The sequence below is a fragment of the Arthrobacter sp. E1SS-5 genome, from assembly GCF_057073715.1.
In genome coordinates, this window is record NZ_CP172703.1 from 2151109 (window position 1) to 2175126 (window position 24018).

Sequence of the window (24018 nt, forward strand, 5' to 3'; positions counted from 1 at the left end):
GCGGACGGCTACAAGAGGTTTGAGTTGTTGGTAGCGGTCTGGCGGCTGAGCTTGTCGAGCAGATAAAGCTCTTCTGCGTCCGTGAGGCCGGAACCGAGCTTGTCTGCTGAGGACAGTGGAAGCTCGCTTGTGAGGATATCGGCGAGCGTGTCGTGAAGAGGACGCAGCGCGAGGCCAGCTTCGACGGCTCGCCTGTTCGAGCGGGCATTCAGGCCATACCACTCACGGTCTGCCAACCACAACGGCAGGGACCGTTCACCCGACCACTGGTTTATACCTTGTTCCAGCAGCCATTGTTCAGGTGCCTGGACTACAGGGCCTGCATGGTGTGCCACCAACCGGGCAGTTTCGATGTGCTCCTGCAACGGGACGGGGTCGCCACCGGCGTTGAAGATCCCACTGGCCTTCTTTTCAGCGAGGTGCACGAGCCAGGCCGCGAGATCCCGAACATCGATCAGTGCGGTCGAAAGCTCCGGGGTATTCTGCACGAGGACTTCACCGGCATCATTAGAAGGCTCCGCGAACCGGCGAACCCAGTAGGTGGTTCGTCCCGAAGGGTCTCCGGGACCACCGATGAGTCCAACACGGGCTACGACGCTTCGCTCGGGGCCGAAAGCCTCAAGGACAGCATTTTCGCAGGCCACTTTCGCCGATCCGTAGTCATCCGGGGCACTCATCCGGCCGGCCTCGAGTGGAGGCAAACGCGTTGCGTCCTCATCGGCGCCCGTATCTTCCTGCGAGGCGTAGACGTTGACCGAGGAGACAAAGATGTACCGCTCTGCGACATCACGAAGGTCCCGAACCGCACGACGAACGTGGAACGGTTGCCGCGCGACATCGATGACGGCATCCCACGGATCCACTGAAACGGCGGCCAAAGCATTGTCATCGTCACGATCAGCGCGAACAGAGGTGACTCCGTCCGGGACCCCTTCACCCCGAGCCAGACATGTGACCTCGTGCCCAGACTCCACGGCAGTCTTAGCCACCGTGTATCCAAGCCACGCCGTTCCCCCAAGCACAAGAATTCTCATGCTGGGAGCCTCCCAGCCATCACGTCCCAACGCACCGGCTTTCACTCTCAGCACAACACTTCACGCTGCACCGGAACGGGTGACCCGTTCCCGATCTTTTCCTGGGCGCGCCGTTCTCCGGAACTACTTCCTCCAGTGACCCGGCGTTCCTGTATTGGTAACGTGGGGCACATGCCGATCAAACTCGAGAACGTAGGCATCGCCGTTCGCGACCTGGAAGAGGCCATTGCGTTTTTCACCGACCTCGGGCTGACGGTACTGGGTCGTGACACGGTCAGTGGGGAATGGGCGGACACAGCTGTAGGCCTCGACGGCAACCACGCCAAAATTGCCGTGCTCCAGACCCCGGACGGCAAGGGTCAGCTGGAGTTCTTCGAGTACATTCATCCAGGTGCCATCGAGACAGGCCCTACGCTGCCGAACGAGATCGGGATGCACCGCGTTGCCTTTTCGGTCGATGACATCGATGCCGCCCTCGAGATCGCCGCAAAGCATGGATGCCACCCGCTGCGCGGCGTTGCCACTTACGGAGACGTGTACAAGCTGACGTACGTCCGTGGCCCGAGCGGCATTATTGTGATGCTCGCCCAGGAACTCAACAAGTCCACCAGAGACTAATCACCCCGGCGCACAACGGGTAAGGGGGCCCGCGCCGTGCTGCCATATACTCCGAACATGCCCATCACGCACCCACCCACCCATCCCCAACCGTCCGTCCCGCACCCAGTCGGGGGCAACCTGTGAGCGGCGGGCTCGTCGCCCTGCTGGATGACGTCGCCGCCCTGGCCCGCATCGCGGCAGCCTCGGTGGACGACGTGGCAGCCGGTGCCGCCAAGGCCGGGACCAAGGCCGCCGGCGTCGTAATTGACGACGCCGCCGTCACCCCCCAGTACGTCTCCGGGGCCGACCCGTCCCGCGAGCTGCCAATGATCAAGAAGATCTTCTGGGGCTCCATCCGGAACAAACTCCTGATCATTCTCCCGGCGCTGCTGCTGATCAGCGCCTTCACCCCGGGAGTAATCCCCTTCATCCTCATGCTGGGCGGCACCTACCTCTGCTACGAGGGCGCGGAGAAGGTCTGGCACAAGCTCCGCGGCGGCCACCATGAGGCCGGGGAAGCGCCGGCCGTAGAACGGGGGCCGGAAGCCGAGGCAAAGGTGGTCAAGGGTGCCATCACCACCGACTTCATCCTGTCCTGCGAGATCATGGTCATCTCCATGAATGAGGTGGCAGCGGAGTCCATCTGGATCCGGGCGTTCATCCTGGTCCTGGTGGCATTCGCCATTACCGTGCTCGTGTACGGCGCCGTCGGGCTGATCGTGAAGATGGACGACATTGGAATCCACCTGACCGGCAAGGATTCCGCCCGTGCCAAGCGTTTTGGTGAGCTGCTGGTACGGGGAATGCCGGCCGTGCTCGGTGCGATTACGTTCGTTGGAACCATAGCCATGCTCTGGGTGGGCGGCCACATCATGCTGCAGGGCGCCCACGACCTGGGCTGGCATGCACCGTATGACCTGGTCCACGCCCTCGAGCACCCGGTGGCCGGCGTTGCGGTTGTCGGCGGTCTCTTGGCCTGGCTCGTCAACACCCTGTGTTCAGCAGTCCTCGGACTCATCTGGGGCCTGGTGGTCCTGGCGGTGATCGGCCCGCTCCTGAAAGTCCTGCCTTTTGGCAAGGCAAAGGACGGCCACAGCGAGGCCAACGCTCCGGCTGCAAATGACGGACACCACCCGCAAGACCACAAGGGCTGACCCTGCGGGCCGGCGCCGCCTACACGAGCACAATGCCTAAAACGCGTAGCGGATCCGGCAGTACGGTGCGATCCTGTCGATCAGCGCTGTCAGCTGCTGGACGTAGCCTGCCTTGGTGCGCGCCCGGTACCGGACATTGCTGAAACCGTTCGACGAGACCTTGGCTTCCTGGAGGTCGGGACGCCACAGGACGTTCTCGGCCTGCGGGTGCCAGCCCAGGTTCACTTCGTGCAGTTGCTCGTTATGGGTGAGGAAAATGACCTCGGCCGCCAGCTGCGCCTTGGCTGCCGGGGTCAGCGTCGCGTCGAGCTGGCGGAGCAGCTGCTCCCAATCGGCCAGCCAGGTGTCGGTGATGATGACGGGGGAGAAGTTCACGTGCACCTCGTACCCGGCGTCGACGAACTCGTTGATCGCAGCCAGCCGTTCCGCCACCGGTGATGTCCGGACATCCACCGACTTCGCCAGGTCCGCCGGCATCAGCGAGAAGCGGATCCGGGTGTGGCCACCATGGTTCCAGCTAAGCATTTGCCGGTTGACGAACTTGGTGGCGAAGGACAGCTTGGCATTGGGCAGTTCGCGAAAGAGCGTGACAAGGTCCTCCACGTTGTCGCTGATCATGGCATCCACCGAACAGTCGCTGTTTTCGCCGATGTCGTAGACCCACAGCTCGGGGTCGCACTGGTTGGGTTCGAGCTTGAGTCCCTGGCGTGTGGCGTGCCGTTCCAGCGCCGCGGCGATCTGGTCGATGTTGGCGAACACCGTGACCGGGTTGCTGTAGCCCTTGTGCCGCGGAACATAGCAGTAGGCGCAGGCCATGGCGCACCCGTTGGCCGTGGACGGGGCAATGAAGTCCGCCGACCTGCCGTTCGGCTTGACGGTCAGGGACTTCTTGACCCCAAGGACCAGCGCCTCCGTTTTGATCCGTGACCAGCGCGGCACGTTGGTTTCGTCACCGTGAAGGCCTGGAATGTTCCAATGGTTTTCCACCGGCACGACGTCGGCTTCGGGCCATCGTGCCACGATCTCCCGGCCGCGCGGCAGTTCCAGGGCGGCAGGCTGCGCATAGATACGGCGGATTTGCAGCAGCCGGTCGGAGTCCATGTTTTCATTCTCCTTGAAGGGCCTGGTTGCCGTGGCCAGTTAAGCCCACGGCATCCGTCCCGACCCCCGCACGTGCAGCATGGAAAGTGCGCCGCCTCCCGGACGGTAGACTGGACTGTGCCGTTCTGACGGCCGCTCTGCCCCAGCGTCCCCTGGCACTCCGTGTGCGGACCGTGGCGTTCCCTGTTGTGAAAGGCCTTACCTGCTGTGATTACTGTCCAGGATCTTGAACTGCGTGCCGGTGCCCGGCTCCTGATGGACCAGGTGAGCTTCCGTATCGACAAGGGTGACAAGATCGGCCTGGTGGGCCGCAACGGAGCCGGCAAGACCACGCTGACCCGCGTCCTCGCAGGCGAAGGCCTGCCTGCCGCAGGCAAGGTGACCCGCAGCGGCGAGATTGGCTACCTGCCCCAGGACCCCCGTACCCCGGACATGGAGCAGCTGGCACGGGACCGCATCCTGTCCGCCCGTGGCCTGGACGTCGTGGTCGGCAAGCTTCGGAAGGCGCACGACGAAATGGCCAGCGAGGACGCCGAGGTGCAGCGGAAGGCCATGGGACGGTACGACCGGCTGGAATCCGAATTCCTCGCAGCCGGTGGGTACGCAGCCGAAGCCGAGGCTGCATCAATCTGTTCCAACCTGGCGCTCCCGGACCGGCTGCTGAACCAGCCGCTCAAAACCCTGTCAGGTGGCCAGCGGCGCCGCGTCGAACTGGCACGCATCCTCTACTCGGACGCCGAGACCATGCTCCTCGACGAACCCACCAACCACCTCGATGCCGACTCCATCGCGTGGCTGCGTGACTTCCTCAAAAACCACCAGGGCGGCCTGATCGTCATCAGCCACGACACCGACCTGCTCGAAGCCACCGTCAACAAGGTGTTCCTGCTGGACGCCAACCGCGCCCAGATCGACTTCTACAACATGGACTGGAAGCGCTACCTCCTGCAGCGGGAGACCGACGAGCGGGCCCGGAAGCGGGAACGGGCCAACGCCGAGAAGAAGGCGCAGGTCCTCATGGACCAGGCGAACAAGATGCGGGCCAAGGCCACCAAAGCAGTGGCCGCCCAGAATATGGCCAAGCGCGCCGAGCGCCTGCTGAGCGGACTCGAAGCGGTCCGCGAGCAGGACCGGGTGGCAGCCCTCCGGTTCCCGGACCCCGCACCCTGCGGCAAGACCCCGCTTACCGCGGACGGCCTCAGCAAGTCCTACGGGTCCCTGGAGATCTTCACCGACGTGGACCTGGCCATCGACCGCGGTTCCAAGGTTGTCATCCTGGGGCTCAACGGTGCCGGCAAGACCACCCTGCTGCGCATGCTCGCCGGAGTGGACGCCCCCGATACCGGCGAAGTCATCCCCGGCCACGGGCTCAAGGTGGGCTACTACGCCCAGGAACACGAGACCCTGGACCATCACCGGACCGTCCTGGAGAACATGCGTTCCGCCGCACCGGACATGAAGGACGCCGAGGTCCGCGGCATCCTGGGCTCCTTCCTGTTCTCCGGTGACGATGTGGACAAGCCTGCCGGCGTGCTGTCAGGTGGCGAGAAGACCCGCCTGGCCTTGGCCACCATCGTTGCCTCCAGCGCCAACGTCCTGCTCCTCGACGAACCCACCAACAACCTCGACCCAGCCAGCCGCGCCGAAATCCTGGGCGCGCTGCGCAACTACACCGGCGCCGTCGTTCTGGTCAGCCACGACGAAGGCGCGGTCGAGGCCCTTAACCCGGAACGGGTTGTCATGCTTCCCGACGGGGTTGAGGACCTCTGGAACGAGGACTACCTGGACCTGATCACGCTGGCTTAGCGGACCTGCAGCTCCAGCGCCCCGGTAATGCTCCGGAGCTGGGTGTACGTGATGCTGAACATGGAGTTGTGGTCCCCTGCTCCTGCCCACAGCACCGCATAGGCCTGCAGGGATTCGTCCAGGAGGGTCCTGATCTTCTTCGGGTGGCCCACGGGCGCAACCCCGCCTACCTCCTGGCCCGTGTGTTCCAGCACGAAGGACGGAGAGGCGCGGCGGATCTTGCCCGTCCCGAGTTGCGCCGCGACGAGCGCTGTATCCACGCGGGCGGCCCCGCTGGCCAGGATCAGCAGCGGTTCACCGCTGAGCTCGAAGATCAGGCTGTTGGTGATCGCGGCAACGTCACATTCCAGGGCCGCAGCTGCCGCGGCTGCAGTGGGGACGCCGGCTGAAAAGGATCGCACAGTGTCGCCGAGCCCCGCCGCCACCAAAGCGGAACGCACCAAGGCGACCGGGCCGCCGTCGTACTCCATGCCTCAGTAGCCTTGCGCGTCCAGGAGGGCGTCTTCTTCTTCCTCGGCGGTGGCCTTCTTGCGCTTGCGCGGAGGAGCCGGCCGACGGCGGGGGGTCACCGCTGCGTGCACGGCCTCATTGTCACGCAACTCCTCGTCCTCGGCATCGATCGCGGCGTTCCGCGCCTGCTGCCGCGCCGCGTAGCCGAAGCCCACAAACATCAGGACACCGAAGGCGAACCACTGCAGGGAGTACGACAGGTGGGTGCCCTCGTCCGTGGACGGCTTGGGGAAGGCAACGGGCATCTCGGCTGCCGGCGGCGTTTCCGAGGCGAGCTGGCCGTAGGCGCCGGTGAGCAGTGGGGAGCCCAACTGCGCGGCATAGGTGGGGAGGTCAATGGAAGCGAGCTGGCCTTCGGGGGCGCCGCGCTGAAGCTCCGGCTCACCATGCTTCAAACGCACGACGGCGGTCACCTCACCTGGGGGAGGGGCAGGCACCGCATCGGGGCTGCCCGGATTCTTGTTGCCGATGGGCAACCAACCCCGGTCGATGACAACTGTCTCACCAGTGGTGAGGCGGAAGGGGACCACTACCTCGTAGCCGGGCTGGCCGTTGAGGGGCCGGTTGCGCACAATCCGCTGCCCGGCGGCGTCGTAGGTACCCTTCAACTCAACCTGGGTCCACTCCTTGGCCGGGTCCAGCTGGTTGAACTGGTCCCGTGCCTGGGCGAAGGGGATGGGCGTGGCCGAGTAATTGCTGACCACACGGTTGATTTCGGCGAGGGTCTCCGCGCGCCGGTCCATCTGCCAGCGGCCCAGGAAAACACAGGCGGTGGCAAAGATGGCGGCCAGCAGGAGATAGCCCAGCCACTTGCTGGAAAAGAGGAAACGGTACATCTAGATGTCCTGCTCCAGCGATCCGCCGTCCCCGGCAAGGGGGAGGGTTTCCTTCCAGAGCCCGCGCGTCTGCAGGTAGTCCTCGAGCCATTCCCGGTGGTCGGCGCAGGCCAACCAGGTCTTGCGCCGCTCGGGTGTATGGATTTTGGGGTTGTTCCAGAGAAGCTGCCAGGACGCCTGCGCCCTGCACGCTTTCCGGGAACACATGGCGGTCTCAGACGCGACGTCCGATCCTGCTGCAAAATCGAAAATGCTCATTTGGCTTGCCCCTGCTCTCCGCGTTCCTGGTCATCGTCCTTCACCAGCTCGCCCTGGAGCACGGCGCTTTCCGGTTGGTCTTCGGCGGCCGGGGGAGGCGGGCTTTCAAGCTCGGCCAACGGGGCCGAGTCCAGCAACAGGTCGCTGGGCGTCTCAGCCTTGTCGCTGCCATTGGCGATGACCACCGCAATCCAAGGCAGGAAAACTGCTCCCGCCACGGCAATGATTTTTAACCACCCGTCCACCACGAAAATCAGGATTAGGCAGACCATGCGGATTCCCATGGCCAGGGCGTACTTGATCATCCGCTGGCGCATATCTTCCGAATGTGCGGCCGCGGCGTCCGTAATGCTGTGGACCTCGGCGTCGCCGGAGAACCGGTCCGGTTCTCCGGGCGCGAAACGTCCCGCATGGTTTTCAAGGGTCACGGTGGATGATCACGCTCCAAAGGCTTCCCTTAATTCTCGCACCATCGGCAGTGCTGCCCAAACCCGCCGCGGCCCTGCCGCTAAGATCGGAGGCAGCCCAAACCACACCCCGCAACCGCGGCGCAGCCTGCCGCAGAATTCCGGAGCACCCCTATGACAGAAACAGCGTCCGCACCCCGCAGCGTCCTGGTGACCGGCGGCAACCGCGGTATCGGCCTGGCCATCGCGCAGGCGTTCCTGGCCAACGGCGACAAAGTTGCCGTGACCTACCGCAGTGAAACGCAGCTTCCGGAGGGAATCCTCGGCGTCAAGGCGGACGTCACCGACGAGGCCTCGGTGGATGCTGCCTTCAAGGAAGTGGAAGCGGCTCACGGTCCCGTGGAAGTCCTGGTGGCCAACGCCGGCATCACCAAGGACACCCTGCTCCTGCGCATGAGCGAGGACGACTTCACGTCTGTCATCGACACCAACCTGACCGGAGCCTTCCGGGTGATCAAGCGCGCCTCCAAGGGCATGATCCGGCTCCGGAAGGGCCGTGTGGTCCTGATCTCCTCGGTTTCCGGCCTCTACGGCGCGCCGGGCCAGATCAACTACTCCGCCTCCAAAGCCGGCTTGGTAGGCATCGCCCGGTCCCTTACCCGCGAACTCGGCTCCCGCGGCATCACCGCCAACGTGGTGGCGCCCGGCTTCATCAACACCGACATGACCGCCGAACTGCCTGAGGCCACCCAGAAGGACTACCTGGCCAGCATCCCGGCCGGCCGCTTCGCCGAGGCCGCAGAGGTGGCCAACGTTGTCCGCTGGATCGCCAGCGACGAAGCCGCCTACATCTCCGGCGCTGTTATTCCGGTTGACGGCGGCCTGGGCATGGGCCACTGACCCTGCCGGTCTCCGTCACGGCAGGGTAGGCGCCGCAGGAACTAGCCTGCGGGTCCTTCTTTGTCGAAGTTGGACAAGGGATGCCGGCCACCGCCGCTGGCATGATGGACTGCAGGCCACAACGATTTAGATGTTTCGAACAAAGGAAGCTTGTATGGGACTGCTGGACAACAAGACCGCGATCGTCACCGGATCATCGCGCGGCATTGGCGCTGACGTAGCCAGGATCCTCGCCTCGGAGGGCGCCGCCGTCGTGGTCAATTACCGCCAGAAGGCGCCCCGCGCCAACAAAGTGGTGCAGGGGATCGAAGCCGCGGGTGGCCGCGCCGTCGCCGTGGGCGCGGACCTCACCACCCAGGAAGGCGTGCAGGCCCTCGCCAGCGCCGCCATGGAGAACTTCGGGTCCCTGGACATCCTGGTCCTGAACGCCTCCGGCGGCATGGAAACCGGAATGGGCGAGGACTATGCGCTCAAGCTGAACCGCGACGCACAGATCAACATGCTCAACGCCGCAGTGCCCCTGATGAAGGAAGGCTCGCGGGTGGTCTTCGTGACCAGCCACCAGGCCCACTTCATCAACACCGTCCCCACCATGCCGGCCTACGAGCCGGTGGCCCGCAGCAAGCGCGCCGGCGAGGACGCCCTGCGTGAACTGATTCCGAACCTGGCGGAGAAGGGCATCTCACTGGTGGTGGTGTCCGGCGACATGATCGAAGGCACGGTCACCGCCACGCTCCTGGACCGCTCCACGCCGGGCGCCATCGAGGCCCGCCGCGCGGAAGCTGGCAAGCTGTACTCCGTGGAAGAGTTCGCCCAGGTTGTGGCGGGGATGGCAACGGCCGACGTCGAGTCCGGCCACACCGAATACGCCGGCGGAGCGGATTACTTCGGCAAGAGCGCGGAAACTTCCAGCTAGCAGCAGTTTGCAGAAGGCCCCGGCCACTGGTTAATCCGGTGGGCGGGGCCTTCCCGCTGGTAAGAGGGGACTCAAACCCCGGCGACGTGGCGGACGGCGTCCAGGTATGGCATGTTTAGGGCGGCGTCAGCCACGGCGCGGACGGCAGGCTTGGCGTTGAAGGCCACCCCGATCCCGGCGGCGCCGAGCATGTCCAGGTCGTTCGCGCCGTCGCCCACGGCCACAGTGTGCTCAAGAGCAATGCCTTCGGCGGCAGCCCACTCCCGCAGGTACTTTTCCTTGGCGGCCCTGTCCACCACCGCGCCGAGCACCTTGCCGGTCAGCGCGCCGTCCACGATTTCCAGTTCGTTAGCCTGCCAGTAGTCCAGGCCCAGGTCGGCGGCGATCGGTTCCAGGATCTGGTTGAATCCGCCGGACACCACGGCAACGGTGTGGCCCGCGGCCTTGAATGCGGCCACCAGCTGGTCGGCGCCTTCGCTGAGCTTCACTTCATGGCGGACGGAATGGACGACGTCGGCCGGCAGCCCCGCGAGGACGGCCACGCGGGCGTGGAGGCTTTGGGCGAAGTCCAGTTCACCCCGCATCGCAGCTTCGGTTACGGCTGCAACCTCTTCCCGCTTGCCTGCGTAGGCGGCCAGGAGCTCGATGACCTCCTGCTGGATCAGGGTGGAGTCCACGTCCATGATCAGCAGCTTGCGCGCAGCGGTGCGGAGGGCGGCTGGCACGATGGCAGTGTCAAAACCCTTCGTTGCCGCCTCGGCCACGGCTCCGCGCAGGGCAGAAAGCCCCGCAGCGGTCGCGTCGGGAAGGGCCAGCTCAAGGACCTGGACCTGATAGCGGTCGTCGCCGGACGCCGTTTCGGCGAGCACCTCGGCGCCCTGGGAGGCAAGGATGGAACGCAGCTGCTCCAGCCCGGCGGAGGTTATATTCAGGCCATAGCTGACCGCAGTCACGTTCGGAGTCATGCCTGCAATCTTAGCCAGCGGCGAACGGGTGGCTTGAATTCATTGCGGGCCGCTGCCGCAGGGCCGTTAGGCACCCTTCACACCGGTTATCAGTCATCTTCCGTTTTGTCCTAGTGTCTACTCCTATGAGTGATGTTCTGGAACTGGACTCCGTCAGCGTTGTCCGAGGTAAGAAGACCCTTCTGGACAAGGTTGACTGGCAGGTCAACGAGGGCGAACGGTGGGTCATCCTTGGCCCCAACGGCGCCGGCAAGACCACCCTCCTCCAGATCGCGGCGGCCCGGCTCCACCCGAGCAGCGGCACGGCCGGCATCCTCGACGAAATCCTGGGCCGCGTCGACGTCTTCGAACTCCGGCCGCGCATCGGGCTCTCCTCCGCAGCCCTCGCCACCCAGATTCCCGAACACGAAAACGTCCTGAACGTGGTGGTCACCGCCGCCTACGGCGTCACCGGCCGCTGGCGGGAGGGCTACGAGCGCGACGACGAACGGCGCGCCTTCCGGCTGCTGAACGACTGGGGCATGGGCCCGCTGCTGAACAGGACCTTCGCCACCCTGTCCGAAGGCGAACGCAAGCGCGTCCAGATCGCCCGCGCCCTTATGACCGACCCGGAACTGCTCCTCCTTGACGAACCGGGCGCCGGACTGGACCTGGGCGGCCGCGAAGAGCTGGTCCACAAACTCGCCGAGCTGGCCCGGGACGAGACCGCTCCGGCCATGGTCCTGGTAACGCACCACCTCGAGGAAGTCCCGCCGGGATTCACCCACGCCATGCTGCTGCGCGACGGGGGAGTGGTGGCTGCCGGACCCATCACCGAGGTCCTGACCGAAGAACACCTCAGCACCACCTTCGGGCTCCCGCTTGCGGTGACCGAGAACGCGGGACGCTACACCGCTACAGCACGCCGCTAGAACAGGCCTGCGCAGCTACCTTGGAATTCTTCAGCAGCATCATTGTGTTCATCGCCGGGCTCTGGGCCGGCACCATCAACGCGGTGGTGGGCTCCGGCACCCTGGTCACCTTCCCGGTGCTCATCGCCCTGGGCGTGGCCCCGGTGACTGCCTCCATGAGCAACGCGATGGGTTTGGTCTTCGGCACGGGCGCCGGGGCCTTCGGGTACCGGCGGGAACTGGCCGGCCGCGGACGGCAGGTCATGCGCCTGCTGCCGGCGTCTGTGCTGGGCGGCATCACGGGGGCATATCTGCTGCTTCACCTGCCCGAAAAGGTCTTCCACTACGTGGCCCCGGTCCTGCTGGTCCTGGCCATGCTGATGGTCGTGTTCCAGCCGCGGCTGCAGGACTGGGTCCGCAGGCGCGAGGCCGATCCGGAGCAGGCCGCCAAGGATAAACGCCACGGGATCCTCCTGGTGGTGCTGGTGTACCTGGCCGGTGTGTACGGCGGCTACTTCGTGGCAGCGCAGGGGATCCTGCTGGTGGGCATCCTGGGCGTGTTCCTCAAGGGCACCATCCAGAACGCCAACGCCATGAAGAACTTCCTGGTCCTCGGCGTGAACATGGTGGCCGCCATCTCCTACCTGCTGTTCGCCTTCGACCGGGTCAACTGGCTGGTGGTGCTGCTCATCGCTGTCAGTTCCACCATCGGCGGCCTCACGGGCGCAAAAGTGGGCCGCAAGCTGTCGCCCCGCGTCCTGCGTGCCGTGATCTTCAGCCTGGGCATCGTGGCCCTGACCGTCATGATCGCCAACCTGCTGCAATAATCACCCGGTGACTTTCCACTACCTCGCATCCGCCGACGACCCCCGGGTCAGCGACTACACCACCCTGACCGACGTGCACCTGCGGAAGCTCCGCGAACCGGCCGAGGGCATGTACATCGCCGAATCGTCCCGGGTGCTGCGCCGGGCGCTGGCCGCCGGGCACCAGCCAAGATCGTTCTTCCTCGCCGAAAAGTGGATGGCGGACCTCGACGACATCTTCACGGCGTACCCCGACGTTCCGGCGTTCATCGGCTCGGCTGCCCTGCTCGAGGAAATCACCGGCTTCCACCTCCACCGCGGAGCCATGGCGGCGATGCAGCGCCCCGCCCCGGTGCCGCTGCCGGAGCTTCTGGCCGGGGCACGCCGGGTGGCGGTGCTGGAGGACATCGTGGACCACACCAACGTGGGAGCGATCTTCCGCTCAGCGGCTGCCCTGGATATCGACGCCGTGCTCGTTTCCCCGCGGTGCGGCGACCCGCTCTACCGCCGCAGCGTCAGGGTCAGCATGGGCACCGTGTTCCAGGTTCCCTGGGCACGCCTGCACAACTGGCCAGGGGACCTGCAGGTGCTCAAGGACCACGGCTTCGCCGTCGCGGCACTGGAGCTGACGCCGGACGCGGAGGACGTCGACGCCGTCGCATCCCGCAACCTGGACAAGCTCGCGCTGGTGCTTGGCACGGAAGGGGCAGGCATGAGCCCGGAGACGCTTGCCACCGTCGACCTTGCCGTCAAGATCCCCATGCGCAACGGCGTGGATTCCCTCAATGTTGCTGCCGCCTCCGCCGTGGCCTTCTGGGAGCTTCGCCCACGGGCCTAGCGTCTGGGGCGTGGTTCGTCAGCCCCACCGGCATCGGCTATGATTGATAGCTGGTTGTCCTGCTTTTTCGGCTTCGGCTGATGCAACAGAGCCCAGCCATCCCATTCATACCTGGCAGCTGGCAAAATCCAGCTGCGCGAACAAAGGTCCAATTATGAAGTCTGATACCCACCCGAAGTACGAAGCTGTTGTCTTCAACGACCTGGCCTCCGGCACCAAGTTCCTGACCCGCTCCACCGTGTCTTCCTCCAAGACCATCGAGTGGGAAGACGGGAACACCTACCCGGTCATCGACGTCGAAATCTCTTCCGAGTCCCACCCGTTCTACACGGGCAAGCAGCGCATCATGGACTCTGCAGGCCGCGTCGAGCGCTTCAACGCTCGCTTCAAGGGCTTCGGCGGCAAGAAGTAATTCCTTCGCCCAAGCTTGCACAGGAGGCCCGCACCGGACACGGTGCGGGCCTCCTGCGTTAACCGTGCGCCTGTTTTCTGGGGCAGGATGGGAAGCATGACCGAGTCACGTTTCCCCGCCCATGATGCCGCCAGCAACCAGCGCCTGCACGGGGAGTACAAGGTCCCCGGCGGCAAGCTGGTGGTGGTGGACCTGGCGGTGGTGGATGGGGCCCTGGCGGACGTCTCCGTCAGCGGCGACTTTTTCCTGGAACCCGACGAGGCCCTTGACGACATCAACCGCGCGCTGACCGGGCTCCCGGACACCACGCCTGCCAAGGACCTCGCGGCCGCCGTCACCGCCGCACTACCGGTTGGAGCTGTCCTCTTCGGCTTCTCTGCCGATGCAGTGGCCGTGACCGTGCGCCGCGCCCTGGCCAAGGCCACTTCGTGGGGAGACCACGACTGGAACATCATCGCACCCACGGTACTTCCCACCGAAATCAACGTGGCCCTGGACGAGGTGCTCACGGAGGCCGTTGGCGCGGGGGAGCGCACCCCCACCCTCCGGTTCTGGGACTGGCAGGAGCCGTCGGTGGTGATCGGCAGCTTCCAGTCAGTGCAGAACGAGGTGGACCCCGAGGGCGTCGCCAAACATGGCATCAACGTGGTCCGGCGGATCAGCGGCGGTGGCGCCATGTTCATGGAGGCCGGCAACTGCATCACCTATTCGCTCTACCTGCCCCAAACCCTGGTGGACGGGCTGAGCTTCGCCGACTCCTACCCGTTCCTTGACGCCTGGGTCATGGCCGCACTGGAGAAGCTCGGCATCAACGCCTTCTACATTCCGTTGAATGACATCGCCACGGACCAGGGCAAGATCGGCGGCGCCGCGCAGAAGCGGTTGGCCAATGGGGGCATGCTGCACCACGTCACCATGAGCTATGACATCGACGCCAACAAAATGGTGGAAGTCCTGCGCATCGGCAAGGAGAAGCTCTCCGACAAGGGCACGCGCAGCGCCAAGAAGCGCGTGGACCCGCTACGGCGCCAGACCGGCCTGGCCCGCACGGCCATCATTGAAGCCATGACCCAGGTGTTCAGCGAGCGGTACGGAGCAACACCGTCACAGCTGGCGGGACACGAACTGGCAGCCGCAGAGGAACGGGTGGCAGCAAAGTTCGGCACGCAGGAATGGCTCCACCGCGTCCCCTAGCTCTATCCATTGCTGGGTAGCTGCCGTTTTGGCGCCCGAAAACGGCAGCTACGGAGCAATCGATGGGTGGTGGGCCACGACGGCGGCCTGCGCGGTGAGTGCGCGCAGCAGGTGGCTGCGCTGCTCCACGATGATCCGGCGCAGGGCATGCGGGGCGTCCGGGTTGGCGGCCAGCCATTCGTCGGTCCGCCGTACCACTGAATGCTCTTTGGGACGGGTACCCGCTGCCAGGTCCTGCGCCGCGGGGTAAAGGCCGCGGACGATCCGGCTGGCGATCTCGATGCTGCGTTTGTCCCATACGGTGCTCAGGCAATCGAAGTAGGGCTCTACGTAAGGCTCCAGCAGCGCCGCCGGGGCGGTGGTGAAGCCGTTGATGGTTGCCGTGAGGAGCTGGTTTGAGAGCCCGGTGCCTTCGACTGCCGCACCCCAGGCCGCTGCTTTAACAGCAGGGTCCGGCCGGGATGCCATGGCGGTGGCATGTCCTGCCCGGCCCGACGCCGTGGTGTCGCGGGCCAGTTCGGCGTCCAGTTCCTCCGCGCCGGCCTGCCCATTGGCGGCGAGGGCGTGCCACAGATGCCAGCGGAGCTCGGCGTCCACCGCCAGGCCTTCCACGGGAGCACTGCCGTCGAGCAGGCCGCGGAGGCGGGGGAGCAGGCTCGCGTCATGCCGGCTCAGGGTGGCAAGGGTGCGGGCCCAGGCCAGCTGCTGGTCCGAGCCCGGCATGGCCCGGTCCAGTTCGGCAGCGGCCGCTGCCAGGAAGGCGGAACGCACCTCATCCCTGCTGTCCAGAGGCGTGTAACGTTCGACGGCGGTGATCGCGTTGTCGAGGACGTTCAGCAGGACTCCGATGCCGGTTTCGGCCGGGCCGAAGGCGGCCACGGCCTCCACGTACAGCGATGCGGGGCTTTCGCCGTCCCTGGCGGAGTTCCAGAGCGACGTCCAGCAAAGGGCGCGGGTCATGGGATCGGAAATCCTGTCCAGCGATGCGCGGACCGTTGCCTCGGAGGCCCGGTCCAGCCGCACCTTGGCATAGGTGAGGTCGTCATCGTTGAGCAGGAGGAGCGCAGGCCTCGGCTGGCCGGCGAGCTGGGGGAGGTCTGTTCGGGCGCCGGCCACATCCGTTTCGATGCTGCCGGTCCGCACCAGGGCGCCCTCGGCGTCGAAGTCGTAGGAACCCACACGTAGGCGGTGCGGCCGCAACTCCTCCCGTCCCGTGACCGGGTCCGTTGCTTCCTGGACGATCGTTACCGCGCCCAGCAGGCCGTCGTCGTCCGTTGTTGTGCCTTCTGCCGCACCTTCCGAACTGAAGTCCAAAGACAGCGTGGAAATCCCCGAGGTCTGCAGCCACTGCCGGGCCCAGCCGGACAGCTCGCGCCCGGAGGCGGCATCCAGTGCGGCCAGCAGGTCTGCCAGCGAGGTGTTTCCGTAGGCGTGCTTCCGGAAGTACTCCCGGGAGCCGGCGATGAAGGCGTCAAAACCCACATAGGCCACCAGTTGCTTGAGGACCGAGGCGCCCTTGGCGTAGGTGATGCCGTCGAAGTTTTGCTTGGCCGCTTCGAGGTCCGGGATGTCCGCCACGATGGGGTGGGTGGTGGGCAGCTGGTCCTGCACGTAGGCCCAGGCCTTGCGTTTGTTGGCGAAGTTCACCCACGCGGTTTCCCAGTCGGTGGCCCGGTCAACGCCCAGCGTCCCCATGTAGTCCGCGAACGATTCCTTGAGCCACAGATCGTCCCACCATTGCATGGTCACCAGGTCCCCGAACCACATGTGGGCCATCTCGTGCAGCAGGGTGTTGGCCCGTCCCTGGTACTGGGCGTCGGTGGCGCGGGAGGTGAAGACGTAGCTCTCGGTGAAGGTGACCAGGCCGGGGTTCTCCATGGCGCCGAGGTTGTATTCGGGGACGAAGGCCTGGTCGTACTTGCCCCAGGGGTACGGGTAGTCGAAGAGCCGGTTGAAGAAGTCCAGCCCCTTCTTCGTGAGGTCGAAGAGGTTGTCCGTGTCGAAGGATTCGGCCATGGACGCGCGGCAGTAAAGGGCCAGCGGGACGTCCAGGCGTGTGCCGTCGTCGAGCGTTGCCTGCCAGCGGTCCTCGGCCTTGAAATACGGGCCGGCCAGGACGGTGGTGATGTAGGTGGACATCGGCAGGGTGGTGGCGAAGTCCCAGCAGGCGTTGGCCGGATCGCTGGTGAGCAGGGTGCGGTTCACCTCGGCACCGTTGGAAGCCACCTGCCAATCCGCCGGGGCCATGACGTGGAACGTGTAGGTGGCTTTAAGGTCGGGCTGTTCAAAGTTTGCGAACACCCGGCGGGCGTCGGCGGGCTCGTACTGGGTGTACAGGTAGCACTGGCCATCGGCGGGGTCCACAAACCGGTGCATGCCCTCGCCCGAGCGGCTGTACAGGGCTGTCCCGGTGACCGTCACCTGGTTCTCGGCCCGCAGGTTCTCCAGCCGGATCCGTGCGCCGTCCACCACGTCCTCCACCTGCAGGCTTCTGCCGTTAAGCAACACGCTGTGCACGCTGCTGCCGATGAAGTCCAGGAACGTGCTGGAGCCGGCCTCTGCAGTGAAAGTGATGACGCTGCGGCTGGTGTAGCCGGCGACTGCCGGATCAGCTGCCTGCCGCACATCAAGGGAGACGTCGTAGCTGGTGGTGCTGATCAAGGCTGAACGTTCGGCGGCTTCGCTGCGCTGCAGATTCTCATTTGACACCCGGCTATCTAATCACGGTGTCCGGGCAAGCTCAGCCGGCGATGAGGAACGCCGCCCCCAGACCCAGCGCGGCAATCAGGAACCACGATGCCAGTGCGGCCAGAAGGGCCCGGCCGCCGGTGTGCAGGAGGCTGCGGATCCGCACTGCCGAGCCCAGTCCGAACAGGGCCGCTCCCAGCACGATGTCCTGCAGCGTGGCCCCGGCCTCGAGCCAGCCTTGGGGCAGCCAGCCGGTGGAGCGCAGCGCCACCATGGCCACGAAACCCAGCACGAACAGCGGCACCACCGGCGGCATCTTCGCCATGCTGCCGTCAGCGGCGCCAACGGACCGGGCGCCCCTCCGATGGTGCGCACCCGCCATGGCAGCAACAGGCGCCAGCAGCAGCACCCGCGTGAGTTTGACGACGACGGCGATCGCCAGCGCCGCAGTCCCGGCGGTTTGCGCCGTGGCCACCACCTGGCCCACGTCGTGCACGGACGCGCCGGTCCACGCGCCGAACACGGCTGCCGTCAGTCCCAACGGATGGGCGACGAGGGGCAGGACACCGATGGCGAGCGTTCCGCAGAGGGTCACCAGTGCCACGGGCAGGACGGTTTCGGGGTGCCGGATGCGGCGGACTGCGGCCATGGCGCCAATGGCGGAGGCTCCGCAGATGGAGAACCCGGTGGCCACCAGGAGCGAGGTCACCTTCGGGAGGCGGAAGAGGCGCGAGATGGCGTACGTCCCGGCGAAACTGGCCGCCACCACCGCCACGATCAGAAGCAGCGACAGCCACCCCAAGCCCAGGACGTCCATGACGCTGACCTTCAGGCCCAGGAGGACGATGCCGGCACGCATCAAGTGCTTGCCCGCGAAGTCCAGCCCGGCACGTGCGCGCCCTTCGGTCCATCCGGCGGCGCCGGGAAGATTGGCGGCGAGCACCCCCAACACCACGGCCAGGGTCATCGCGGGGAGTGCAGGCAGCAGTCCATGCACCAGGAACGCCGCGGCGACGGCGGCTGCCGCGGTCAGCAGGCCGGGCGCCAGCGGCGCAAGGACAGGCCGGAACCGGCCATGGCCCGGCTCGGGAAGGCTTCTGCTGACTGGCATTTACCTACTGTGCCCGAAGAGGCCAGTAAAGTACGAACCGGGCCGTTGGTGTCAACACGCCACAATGGATGGCTGTAAATGAATTCGAAACAAAAAGATGGTTGGCTATTGGACATGTCAGACCTATTCCAGGATTACTCCGAGGCCGCTGGCCGCACCGGAGCCTACGACGAGATGTTCGCCCCCGGACAACAGGCCAGGGACTCGTACGGGCAGGTGGCGGAGGCACTCCGGAAGCTGTCCCTGGCGGACGTCAGCGCACGCGCGGACTCCATGGCCCGCACCTTCCTGGACCGCGGTGTCACCTTCGACTACGCGGGTGAGGAACGCCCCTTTCCGCTCGATATCGTGCCGCGGGTCATCCCGGCCGCCGAGTGGGATGTCCTGGAACGCGGCGTCGCGCAGCGGGTGCGCGCCCTGGAAGCCTTCCTGAACGATGTCTACGACAAGATGACGGTGGTGTCCGACGGCGTGATCCCGCGCCAGTTGGTGACCACCAGCGCGCACTTCCACCGGCAGGTCCACGGTTTCGAGCCGGCGGGCGGGGTCCGGGTGCATATCTCCGGCATCGACGTTGTACGCGACGCTGCCGGCACCTTCCGGGTCCTTGAGGACAACGTCCGGGTGCCCTCCGGCGTCAGCTACGTGCTGGAGAACCGGCGCGCCATGGCGAAGGGCCTGCCGGAAGCCTTTGGCCAGCAGCTTATCCGGCCCGTGGAGGAATACCCCCGCCGGCTGCTCTCAGCCCTGCGCAAAACCGCACCGGCCGGTGTTGACGATCCCACCGTCGTCGTCCTGACCCCCGGCGTATTCAACAGCGCCTACTTTGAGCACACCCTCCTGGCTGGCCTTATGGGCGTGGAGCTCGTGGAGGGCCGTGACCTCATCTGCCGGGGAAACCGCGTGTACATGCGGACCACCGCCGGCGAGCAGCGGGTGGACGTGATCTACAAGCGGATCGACGACGACTTCCTGGATCCGCTGCAGTTCCGCTCGGACTCCATGCTCGGCTGCCCCGGACTGGTCAATGCCGCCCGTGCCGGCGGCGTCACCATCGCCAATGCCGTGGGCAATGGCGTTGCCGACGACAAACTGGTTTACAGTTACGTGCCTGACCTGATCCGCTACTACCTGAGCGAGGAGCCCATCATCGCCAACGTGGACACCTACCGCCTTGAGGAGAAGGAAGCCCGGGAGTACACCTTGGACAACCTCGCGGAACTGGTGGTCAAGCCCGTGGACGGCTCCGGCGGCAAGGGCCTGGTCATCGGCCCCGACGCCTCCAACGACGAACTGGACGCCCTTCGCCAGCGGATCATCGCCGACCCCCGCGGCTGGATCGCCCAGCCGGTCCTGCAACTCTCCACGGTTCCCACCCTGGGCGGAGACAAGTTCGGCCCCCGGCACGTGGACCTGCGGCCCTTCGCCGTGAACGACGGCGACAACGTCTGGGTGCTCCCGGGCGGCCTCACCCGCGTGGCCCTGAAGGAGGGCTCCCTGATCGTGAACTCCAGCCAGGGCGGCGGATCCAAGGACACGTGGGTCCTTGCCGACTCACCCCAGATGCCGGTGGAAACCGTGCCCCGGCAGTCCGTCACCGTCCGCGAGCGGGTCTCCGTCTGGCCGGTGGAGAGCAACTGGCGCGACCGCCAGTCGGAGCAGCAGCAGTGAGCGGGGCACCTGACCACATTCCCGCCGTCGGGCACTTCTTTTTCAACGTTCCGGGCGCGCAGGAGGTAGCCGCGAATGCTTAGCCGAATTGCCGAGTCCCTTTTTTGGATCGGCCGCTACGTGGAGCGGGCGGATGGTACCGCCCGCATCCTTGACGTCCACCTGGAACGCCTGAACCACCTTCCCATGGAGGAGCGGAAGAGCGTTGCGCAGGAACTCCTGGCCGTCATGGGAGCCCGGCCGCAGAGCGAGGATTTCGGCCTGCCGGAACTGCTCCACGCCCTGGCCTACGACAAGACCAGTGCCACCTCCATCGCCGGCTCCCTTGGTGCTGCCCGCGAAAACGCGCGCCGGGCCCGGGAGACCGTGTCCTCTGCGCTGTGGGAGAGCCTGAACACCACCTACTACGGGCTGAGCCAGCACCGCAAGGACGTGGTGGGCACGTACCGGTTCTGCAACTGGACCCTGGAGCGGACCGCCATGGTCAGCGGCCTTGCCGATACCACGGTGAGCCATGACGAAAGCTGGCTCTTCCTGGTCCTGGGCCGCTCCCTGGAACGCGCGGACATGACGGCGCGGATGCTCTCCACCCGCGACGTGCTCTCTGCCGGCATGTCTTGGGTCAACATGCTCCGCTGCGCCGGCGCCTACGAATCCTTCCTCCGCACCCGCCGTGCGGCATTCGGCGACCAGCACGCCGCCGAATTCCTGCTCCTGGACCGGCTGTTTCCGCGGTCCATCGTCTATGCGCTGCGGGACGCCGACGAGTGCCTGGCCAAGCTTGACCCGTCCGCGCAGCGCGTGGGTTTCATCAACGACGCCCGCCGCATCGTGGGGCAGGCCCGGACCTTCCTGGAGTTCCACCGGACGGACGACCTCATGTCCGAGCTGCCCGAACACATGGAGCGGGTCCAGAAGGCAGTGTCCCAGGCCTCGGACGCCATTTCCCGTAAGTACTTCAATCAGGCGGATGAACTTGCCTGGGTGGGAGAAGTGTCATGACCCGGTTGAGCATCGTCCACAGGACGGCCTACAAGTACAACAAGCGGGTGACGCTGTCCTACAACGAGGCCCGCATGACACCGCTGACCGACTCGCAGCAGGTGGTCCTGGAATCGGTAGTGAAGGTGGCTCCGTCGCAGGCGGCGGTCAGCACGTACCGGGACTACTGGGGGACCAGGGTCACAGCCTTCGACATGCAGATGCCGCACGAAAGCCTCGAGGTGGTCTCCAACATCACCGTCGAGGTGCACCGGGCGGAGAAGATCCCGGCCGAAGCCGACATCGTGGGCTGGGAGGACCTCAAGTCTCCGGAGACGCTCGACGCCTTCAGCGACTGGCTGCCGCAGTCCCGGCTGAGCGGCCCCGGCGACGAAGTGCTGGGCATCATCCCCGATGTGGTGGCCGGGAAGAATCCGCACGAAGCAGCCATGGCCGTCTTTACCTGGATGCGCGGCGAGATGACCTACATGTCCGGCTCCACCGCCGTCACCACCAACGCCGAGGAAGCCTGGGGCCAGCGCAAGGGCGTGTGCCAGGACCTCGCCCACCTGGCCATCGGTGCCCTGCGCAGCTGCGGAATTCCCGCGCGCTACGTCTCCGGCTACCTGCACCCGCGCTCCAGCGCCGGGATCGGGGAGACCGTTGCCGGGCAGTCGCACGCCTGGCTTGAATGGTGGGACGGGGACTGGCGCAGCTGGGACCCCACCAACCACAAACCCGCCGGCGACTTCCACGTCACGGTGGCCAGGGGCCGCGACTACCGGGACGTGCCCCCGCTGAAGGGCATCCTGTCAGGGGGAGGCGGGTCCGCCCTCAAGGTGAGCGTCGAAATCACCCAACTGGCCTGACACGGCCGGTTCCCCGGCCTTCCCGGCCGGGGAACCCGTCGTCGTACATTTCTTGTTGGCCGCTGTCGGTCTATTCCTGCGACGCCTTTGCGGAGCCGTTGATCTGGGTCCACCAGGTCATCGGATCAGTGACCTTGAAGCGGCGGCCCGTGACCGAGTCCGGGGTGATGCGCACAAAGGCATCCTTCCGGCCGGCCTGCCAGGGAAAGAGGTACAGGCGGGAAGTTTCCAGCACTTCCTCAGTGCTTTTGACCAGCGCAGCGGTGCCCTTGACCACCACGCTCCACGCCAGGCCCGTGTCGGGATCCACCCCGTCCGCCTCGACGGCAACGGCGGCCTCACCGCCGGTGGCTGCGGCCAGCTTGGTTCCCTGGGCGGTGCGGAAGACCAGTGTGCCGCCGTCCACTGTGTAGTTCACCGGGAAGATATCCGGACGCCCGTCCGCCAGCACGGCCAGCCTTCCCACGGACACCGTCCGCAGCATGGCCCAGCATTCGTGGTGTTCGAGGTTCTGCACTTGGGTAGATGACTCGTTGCTCATGCCGTGAGCATACGCCCATCACCAGGGGCTGGGCTTGTAATCCTTCAGGAAGACGCCGTACTGGTCCTCGCCCTTTTCACCCATGACGATGGGATCGTAGACGCGGGCCGCGCCGTCCACCAGGTCCAGGGGAGCATGGAAGCCTTCCTCCATCAGCCGGACCTTGGTGAAGTGCGGACGTTCGTCGGTGATCCACCCCGTGTCTACGGCCGTCATCAGGATGCCGTCCGTGTCCAGCATTTCCTGCGCGCTGGTGCGGGTCATCATGTTCAGGGCAGCCTTGGCCATGTTGGTGTGCGGATGCCCCGGCCCCTTGTAGGCCCTGGAAAACTGGCCTTCCATGGCAGAGACGTTCACGATGTACTTCCGCCGCGCGGTGGAGCGCCTCATGGCGTCGCGGAGGCGGCTGACCAAGAGGAACGGCGCGGTGACGTTGCAGAGCTGCACCTCGAGCATTTCGAGCGGATCCACCTCGTCCACCACCTGCGTCCAGCTGTTGATGGTGGCCAGGTCGGGAACCAGACCGCCGGCGTCGATGGCTGTCCCCGAGGCGATCCGTTCCAGCGACGCGGACCCGGTGGACAGCGCCAGTGAAGTGACGGCGTCGCCGGCCAGGACGGGATGTTCCGTGACGCTGCCGGCAATCGCCAGCGGGTGCTTGTCATGGGCGTGGCCGAAGGTCAGCAGCTCAGGGCCGCCGTTGGCGTGCTCCAGCGCCGCCGGGAGTGGCTCGTCCTCGGCATCGACCAGGGGCTTGTAGGCATTGCCGGACCGGCGCACGGTCTGGGCGGCGTTGTTGATGATGATGTCCAGCGGGCCGGCTTCGTTGAGGGAATCGGTGAGGGCCATGACCTGGGCAGGATCGCGCAGGTCGATGCCCACGATCCGGAGCCGGTGGAGCCACTCGCCGCTGTCCTCCATGGCGGCGAAGCGGCGGGCCGCGTCCTTGGGGAACCGGGTGGTGATGGTGGTGTGCGCCCCATCGCGCAGCAGGCGCAGGGCTATGTACATCCCGATCTTGGCCCGGCCTCCGGTGAGCAGGGCCCGACGCCCGGTGAGGTCGGTCCGGGCGTCACGCTTGCTGTGGCTGAAGGCGGCGCACTCCGGGCACAGCTGGTGGTAGAACGCGTCCACCTGGGTGTAGTGCTGTTTGCAGATGTAGCAGGGGCGGGACCTGATGAGGTGGCCCGCGATCTTGCCGGTGGCGGACGGTTCCAGCTTGTTGCCGCGGGTCTCGTCGTCGATCCGGTCCGGCGCTGCGGTGGCGGTCTGGGCGATGACTGCCCTGTCAGCCTCGGCAATCAAATCGCGCTTGGTGACCCTGCGGTGGCGCTTGACCGCTTTGAACATCTTTCCCGTCGCACGGCGTACCGCGAGATAGTCCGGGTGCTCCTCGTCGTAGGCGTGAATGGTGTTCAGGACCTTGAGGCAGGCCTGGATGTCCTCAGGGGTCAGGTCGGGGGAGCTCATTGGGTCAATTTTACCGCGTGCGCAGCAGGCCGGGGCACCATCAGTGGTGCCCCGGCCTGC

At 65.9% G+C, this 24018-nt stretch carries 24 protein-coding genes; 13 read left to right on the forward strand and 11 right to left on the reverse strand.

The window, feature by feature from the left end:
• Positions 1–8: 8 nt before the first annotated feature.
• On the reverse strand, positions 9–1034 hold the full coding sequence (locus tag ACIGJD_RS09920; protein WP_483689368.1) for an NAD-dependent epimerase/dehydratase family protein: 1026 nt from the start codon (positions 1032–1034) through the stop codon (positions 9–11).
• A gap of 171 nt (positions 1035–1205) precedes the next feature.
• On the opposite strand from ACIGJD_RS09920, the gene ACIGJD_RS09925 reads away from it, so the two are divergent.
• Together ACIGJD_RS09925 and ACIGJD_RS09930 are read left to right on the forward strand one after the other, a co-directional pair.
• The gene (locus ACIGJD_RS09925) at positions 1206–1652 is read left to right on the forward strand and encodes a VOC family protein (RefSeq protein ID WP_483689369.1); all 447 of its coding nucleotides are present in this window, start codon (positions 1206–1208) and stop codon (positions 1650–1652) included.
• Between the two features lie 122 nt (positions 1653–1774).
• On the forward strand, positions 1775–2788 hold the full coding sequence (locus ACIGJD_RS09930; RefSeq protein WP_483689370.1) for a DUF808 domain-containing protein: 1014 nt from the start codon (positions 1775–1777) through the stop codon (positions 2786–2788).
• Between the two features lie 36 nt (positions 2789–2824).
• On the opposite strand, the gene ACIGJD_RS09935 is transcribed toward ACIGJD_RS09930, so the two are convergent.
• Positions 2825–3889 (reverse strand): spore photoproduct lyase family protein, encoded by a 1065-nt coding sequence (locus tag ACIGJD_RS09935; RefSeq protein ID WP_483689371.1) that lies wholly within the window; start codon positions 3887–3889, stop codon positions 2825–2827.
• A gap of 207 nt (positions 3890–4096) precedes the next feature.
• Between ACIGJD_RS09935 and abc-f the strand changes: the two genes are divergently transcribed.
• A complete protein-coding gene (gene abc-f / locus ACIGJD_RS09940; protein ID WP_142133877.1) occupies positions 4097–5695 on the forward strand; it encodes a ribosomal protection-like ABC-F family protein in 1599 nt (532 codons plus the stop codon).
• On the opposite strand, the gene ACIGJD_RS09945 is transcribed toward abc-f, so the two are convergent.
• From ACIGJD_RS09945 to ACIGJD_RS09960, 4 genes are read right to left on the reverse strand one after another with little or no spacing between them, the layout of a single operon-like run.
• On the reverse strand, positions 5692–6165 hold the full coding sequence (locus tag ACIGJD_RS09945) for a YbaK/EbsC family protein (protein ID WP_483689372.1): 474 nt from the start codon (positions 6163–6165) through the stop codon (positions 5692–5694). The genes abc-f and ACIGJD_RS09945 overlap by 4 nt on opposite strands.
• Positions 6166–6168: 3 nt before the next feature.
• Entirely contained in the window at positions 6169–7041 is an 873-nt protein-coding gene (locus ACIGJD_RS09950) for an SURF1 family cytochrome oxidase biogenesis protein (protein WP_483689373.1), read from the reverse strand.
• Complete coding sequence (locus tag ACIGJD_RS09955) at positions 7042–7299, reverse strand: hypothetical protein (protein WP_142133874.1); 258 nt, start codon at positions 7297–7299, stop codon at positions 7042–7044.
• The gene (locus ACIGJD_RS09960; protein WP_483689374.1) at positions 7296–7727 is read right to left on the reverse strand and encodes a DUF3099 domain-containing protein; all 432 of its coding nucleotides are present in this window, start codon (positions 7725–7727) and stop codon (positions 7296–7298) included. Before ACIGJD_RS09960 ends, ACIGJD_RS09955 begins: the two co-directional genes overlap by 4 nt.
• 153 nt (positions 7728–7880) lie before the next feature.
• On the opposite strand from ACIGJD_RS09960, the gene ACIGJD_RS09965 reads away from it, so the two are divergent.
• Both ACIGJD_RS09965 and ACIGJD_RS09970 read left to right on the forward strand, forming a co-directional pair.
• Positions 7881–8606 carry a beta-ketoacyl-ACP reductase gene (locus ACIGJD_RS09965; RefSeq protein ID WP_141160471.1) on the forward strand — a complete coding sequence of 242 codons (726 nt, stop codon included), beginning with the start codon at positions 7881–7883 and terminating at the stop codon, positions 8604–8606.
• Between the two features lie 154 nt (positions 8607–8760).
• Entirely contained in the window at positions 8761–9522 is a 762-nt protein-coding gene (locus ACIGJD_RS09970; RefSeq protein ID WP_483689375.1) for an SDR family oxidoreductase, read from the forward strand.
• A gap of 71 nt (positions 9523–9593) precedes the next feature.
• Here the strand turns inward: ACIGJD_RS09970 and serB are convergent, their stop codons facing one another.
• Positions 9594–10487, reverse strand: coding sequence for a phosphoserine phosphatase SerB (gene serB, locus ACIGJD_RS09975; protein ID WP_483689376.1), 894 nt, complete (start codon positions 10485–10487; stop codon positions 9594–9596).
• 125 nt (positions 10488–10612) lie between these two features.
• Between serB and ACIGJD_RS09980 the strand changes: the two genes are divergently transcribed.
• From ACIGJD_RS09980 to lplAB, 5 genes are all read left to right on the forward strand, one after another.
• On the forward strand, positions 10613–11398 hold the full coding sequence (locus ACIGJD_RS09980; protein WP_142133869.1) for an ABC transporter ATP-binding protein: 786 nt from the start codon (positions 10613–10615) through the stop codon (positions 11396–11398).
• Positions 11399–11418: 20 nt separating this feature from the next.
• Positions 11419–12204, forward strand: a complete 786-nt coding sequence (locus tag ACIGJD_RS09985; RefSeq protein ID WP_483689377.1) for a sulfite exporter TauE/SafE family protein — start codon at positions 11419–11421, stop codon at positions 12202–12204.
• A 7-nt stretch (positions 12205–12211) separates the two neighbouring features.
• Positions 12212–13021: a TrmH family RNA methyltransferase gene (locus ACIGJD_RS09990; protein WP_483689378.1), complete on the forward strand. Its 810-nt coding sequence runs from the start codon at positions 12212–12214 to the stop codon at positions 13019–13021.
• A gap of 154 nt (positions 13022–13175) precedes the next feature.
• The gene (locus tag ACIGJD_RS09995) at positions 13176–13433 is read left to right on the forward strand and encodes a type B 50S ribosomal protein L31 (protein WP_018761303.1); all 258 of its coding nucleotides are present in this window, start codon (positions 13176–13178) and stop codon (positions 13431–13433) included.
• Positions 13434–13529: 96 nt separating this feature from the next.
• Complete coding sequence (gene lplAB / locus ACIGJD_RS10000; protein WP_483689379.1) at positions 13530–14627, forward strand: lipoate-protein ligase LplAB; 1098 nt, start codon at positions 13530–13532, stop codon at positions 14625–14627.
• Positions 14628–14675: 48 nt separating this feature from the next.
• Here the strand turns inward: lplAB and pepN are convergent, their stop codons facing one another.
• Positions 14676–17336, reverse strand: coding sequence for an aminopeptidase N (gene pepN, locus ACIGJD_RS10005; protein WP_483689380.1), 2661 nt, complete (start codon positions 17334–17336; stop codon positions 14676–14678).
• A gap of 31 nt (positions 17337–17367) precedes the next feature.
• Complete coding sequence (locus ACIGJD_RS10010; RefSeq protein ID WP_483689381.1) at positions 17368–18426, reverse strand: YeiH family protein; 1059 nt, start codon at positions 18424–18426, stop codon at positions 17368–17370.
• Between the two features lie 114 nt (positions 18427–18540).
• On the opposite strand from ACIGJD_RS10010, the gene ACIGJD_RS10015 reads away from it, so the two are divergent.
• From ACIGJD_RS10015 to ACIGJD_RS10025, 3 genes are all read left to right on the forward strand, one after another.
• Positions 18541–20097 carry a circularly permuted type 2 ATP-grasp protein gene (locus ACIGJD_RS10015; RefSeq protein ID WP_483689382.1) on the forward strand — a complete coding sequence of 519 codons (1557 nt, stop codon included), beginning with the start codon at positions 18541–18543 and terminating at the stop codon, positions 20095–20097.
• Between the two features lie 75 nt (positions 20098–20172).
• Positions 20173–21099 (forward strand): alpha-E domain-containing protein, encoded by a 927-nt coding sequence (locus ACIGJD_RS10020; protein WP_142133862.1) that lies wholly within the window; start codon positions 20173–20175, stop codon positions 21097–21099.
• Entirely contained in the window at positions 21096–21947 is an 852-nt protein-coding gene (locus ACIGJD_RS10025; RefSeq protein ID WP_483689383.1) for a transglutaminase family protein, read from the forward strand. The genes ACIGJD_RS10020 and ACIGJD_RS10025 overlap by 4 nt, the downstream gene beginning before the upstream one ends.
• Before the next feature lie 70 nt (positions 21948–22017).
• Here ACIGJD_RS10025 and ACIGJD_RS10030 read toward each other — a convergent pair whose 3' ends face one another.
• Positions 22018–22488 carry a pyridoxamine 5'-phosphate oxidase family protein gene (locus ACIGJD_RS10030; RefSeq protein ID WP_142133860.1) on the reverse strand — a complete coding sequence of 157 codons (471 nt, stop codon included), beginning with the start codon at positions 22486–22488 and terminating at the stop codon, positions 22018–22020.
• A gap of 18 nt (positions 22489–22506) precedes the next feature.
• A complete protein-coding gene (locus ACIGJD_RS10035; protein ID WP_483689384.1) occupies positions 22507–23958 on the reverse strand; it encodes an SDR family NAD(P)-dependent oxidoreductase in 1452 nt (483 codons plus the stop codon).
• Positions 23959–24018 lie beyond the last annotated feature (60 nt).